This is a genomic window from Streptomyces beijiangensis (assembly GCF_017315755.1).
Lineage (GTDB): Bacteria > Actinomycetota > Actinomycetes > Streptomycetales > Streptomycetaceae > Streptomyces > Streptomyces beijiangensis.
The window spans coordinates 1-2985 of sequence record NZ_JAFLRJ010000701.1; the positions used below are offsets into that span (position 1 = coordinate 1).

Here is a 2985-nt window from a genome sequence, read left to right on the forward strand (position 1 = left end):
CCGCGAGGGGGAGGAGGTCGCCGGGGACGATCTCCCGGTCGGGGACGGCGGCGTTCAGACCGGGCAGCGTGCGCATCCGGCCGGAGGCGCGGGCCTGGCGGAGGGGGGCGAGATGGTCCTCGGGGGCGCCGGCCGCGGCGAGCTTGGCGGTCAAGTAGTCGAGCCAGACGCCTGGTTCGGCGCTGCGGGTGCGCTTGACGACCTCGGTGTCGGCGGCGTGCATCGCGATCCAGGCACCGGAGGCCTCGCGCACCTGGCCGGAGAGGCCGTGGTGGTCGGGGTGGTGGTGGGTGATGAGGACGCCGTGGATGTCCGTGATGGAGAGGGTGAGTTCGGACAGGCCGTCGGTGAGGGCGTCCCAGGAGGCGGGGTCGTCCCAGCCGGTGTCGATCAGGACGGGACCGCTGTCGGTGTCGACGACGTGGACCAGGGTGTGGCCGAGCGGGTTGTCGGGGATCGGGACCTTCAGGGACCAGACGCCCCCACCGTGGTCGGTCACCTGTGTCATGGGTCCTCGCCTTTCGTCGGCTGCGCGGCCACTATAACTAGAACCGGTTTCAATAGTCGCCCAAGTCGACTGTTGGGCCGGGTGGTTGTGTGGAGTGGTCGCCGTCTGGTGCACTGCGAGGATGTCGGTGTTGATGGTGGTCCTCCCGGCCATTGCTGCGCTCGGGCTGCTCGGGCTGGCGTTGATCAAGGACTTCCGGGGGATGCGGACCTGGTTCGTGGGGTCCGGGGACTACCCGTACGAGACGCGGGTGAGGCACCGGTATGTGCTGTTGTTCGGCTGGTTCGCCGTGATGGGATCCCTCTATGCGGTGGTCGGATTCGGAATCCGCTCGATCGTGGACTGGATCGCTCCGGGCGGCGGGCGTCCTGCCGCCGTGGTGGCCTCGCCGCCTTCCGAGAGGGTGAAGGTCACGCGGTGCGTGACGGACGCCACGACCGGCTTTCCGGTGGCCGGTCTGGAAGTGACGAACCTCCGTGGTGAGCGGTCGGGTTACGCGATCTTCGTGGATGTCGTCGACGGCGACGGGGTGCGTCTGGTGGCGTTCGGTCAGATTCCCGATCTTGCGTCTGGGCAGGCGGTGCGGATCGAGGCACTGGGAGCGGCCGCTGCTTCGGGAAGTGTGCGGTGCTCGGTGGCGCGGGTCATTCCGCGCCCGCCCCGCGAGTAGCTCGTCGCGCCCTTTCCGTGGACTCCTGGAACTAGAACTGGTATCAGTTCTGAAACAGTGTCAGGAAGTGTCAGGAAGCGCCGCGCGGGAGGCAGTCACCCATGACCGAGCTTGTGGAACACGGACAGCTGTTCATCGGTGGGGAGTTGGTGGACCCCATCGGCAAGGACGTCATCGAGGTCGTCTCCCCGCACACGGGGGAGGTCTTCGCCACCGTTCCGCACGCGTCGCGCGCCGATGTCGACCGCGCGGTCGCCGTCGCACGCACGGCGTTCGACGAGGGGCCCTGGCCCCGGATGACCCTCGACGAGCGGATCGGGGTCGTCACCAAGATCAAGGACGCCTTCGCCGTACGGTACGAGGAGATAGCCCGCTGCATCAGCTCCCAGAACGGGACGCCGTACACCTCCAGCGTGATGGTGCAGGCGCTCGCCGCGATGATGGTCTGGGACGCGGCGATCACCACGGCACGGAACTTCACGTACGAGGAGAAGCGCGACGGCATCCTCGGCAAGCTCCTGGTCCGGCGTGAGCCGGTGGGGGTCGTGGCGGCCGTGGTGCCGTGGAACGTCCCGCAGTTCACCGCCGCCGCCAAGCTCGCGCCCGCGCTGCTCGCCGGGTGCCCGGCGATCCTGAAGGTCTCGCCGGAGACGCCGCTGGACGCGTACATCCTCGCGGACATCGTGAAGGAGGCAGGGCTCCCCGAGGGCGTGCTCTCGATCGTCGCCGCTGACCGCGAGGTCAGTGAGTACCTGGTCGGACACCCGGGCGTGGACAAGGTCTCCTTCACCGGTTCTGTGGCGGCGGGCAAGCGCGTGATGGAGGTCTGCGCGCGCAATCTCACCCGCGTCACGCTTGAGCTGGGCGGCAAGTCTGCGGCGATCATCGCCCCGGACGCCGATCTCGCGACGGCCGTCGCGGGCATCGTCCCCTTCGCCTGGATGATCAACGGGCAGGCGTGCGTGGCCCAGACCCGGATCCTCGCACCGCGCAGCCGGTACGACGAGATCGCGGAGGCGTTCGCGTCGGCGGCCGGGGCGCTGAAGGTCGGCGACCCGCTGGACCCCGCGACGGAACTCGGCCCGCTGGTCGCCCAGCGCCAGCAGCAGCGCTCGCTCGACTACATCCGGATCGGCCAGGAGGAAGGCGCCAAGATCCTTACGGGGGGCGGGCGTCCGGCCGGATTCGACCAGGGCTGGTACGTCGAGCCGACGCTCTTCGGGGACGTCGACAACTCGATGCGGATCGCCCGCGAGGAGATCTTCGGCCCGGTCATCTGTCTGCTGCCGTACGACGACGAGGACGAGGCGGTGAAGATCGCGAACGACTCGGACTACGGGCTGAGCGGCAGCGTCTGGACCGCGGACGTCGAGCGCGGGATCGACATCGCGCGGCGCGTGCGCACGGGTACGTACAGCGTGAACACCTTCAGCCTGGACATGCTCGGACCCTTCGGGGGCTACAAGAACTCCGGTCTCGGCCGGGAGTTCGGGCCCGAGGGCTACGGCGAGTTCTTCGAGCACAAGATGATCCACCTGCCGGCAGGGTACGAGGGGGCGGTCTGATGGGAGACCGCTGGCACGTGGAGGTCGACCGGTCCGTGTGCATCGGCTCGGGGATGTGCGTGAACCACGCGCCGGAGGGGTTCGCGCTGGACTCGGCCCGGCAGTCGCATCCGGTGCTGGCGGAGTCGGACGCGAACGAGAAGGTGCTTGCGGCTGCGGAGGGGTGCCCGGTGGAGGCGATCGCGATCGCGCTGCTGGGGACGGGCGAGCCGGTGTTCCCTCCGGAGGAGTAGCCCCCACCC

4 protein-coding genes are annotated in these 2985 nt (G+C 69.1%); 3 read left to right on the plus strand and 1 reads right to left on the minus strand.

What is annotated here, in order from left to right:
• The coding region (locus tag J0695_RS38465; protein ID WP_206969488.1) for an MBL fold metallo-hydrolase at window positions 1–508 on the minus strand (508 nt) is incomplete at its 3' end.
• Between the two features lie 133 nt (window positions 509–641).
• Here J0695_RS38465 and J0695_RS38470 point away from each other — a divergent pair.
• The 3 genes from J0695_RS38470 (at window position 642) to J0695_RS38480 (ending at window position 2976) form a co-directional block, all read left to right on the plus strand.
• Window positions 642–1178, plus strand: a complete 537-nt coding sequence (locus J0695_RS38470) for a hypothetical protein (protein ID WP_206969490.1) — start codon at window positions 642–644, stop codon at window positions 1176–1178.
• A 101-nt stretch (window positions 1179–1279) separates the two neighbouring features.
• Window positions 1280–2743 (plus strand): aldehyde dehydrogenase, encoded by a 1464-nt coding sequence (locus J0695_RS38475; protein WP_206969492.1) that lies wholly within the window; start codon window positions 1280–1282, stop codon window positions 2741–2743.
• A complete protein-coding gene (locus J0695_RS38480; RefSeq protein ID WP_206969493.1) occupies window positions 2743–2976 on the plus strand; it encodes a ferredoxin in 234 nt (77 codons plus the stop codon). Before J0695_RS38475 ends, J0695_RS38480 begins: the two co-directional genes overlap by 1 nt.
• The last annotated feature ends 9 nt before the right edge of the window (window positions 2977–2985 follow it).

Excerpts from the sequence above, each read along its gene's own strand:
- J0695_RS38470 (WP_206969490.1), top strand. The coding sequence starts at position 642 with ATGGTGGTCCTCCCGGCCATTGCTGCGCTCGGGCTGCTCGGGCTGGCG.
- J0695_RS38475 (WP_206969492.1), top strand. The coding sequence starts at position 1,280 with ATGACCGAGCTTGTGGAACACGGACAGCTGTTCATCGGTGGGGAGTTG.
- J0695_RS38480 (WP_206969493.1), top strand. The coding sequence starts at position 2,743 with ATGGGAGACCGCTGGCACGTGGAGGTCGACCGGTCCGTGTGCATCGGC.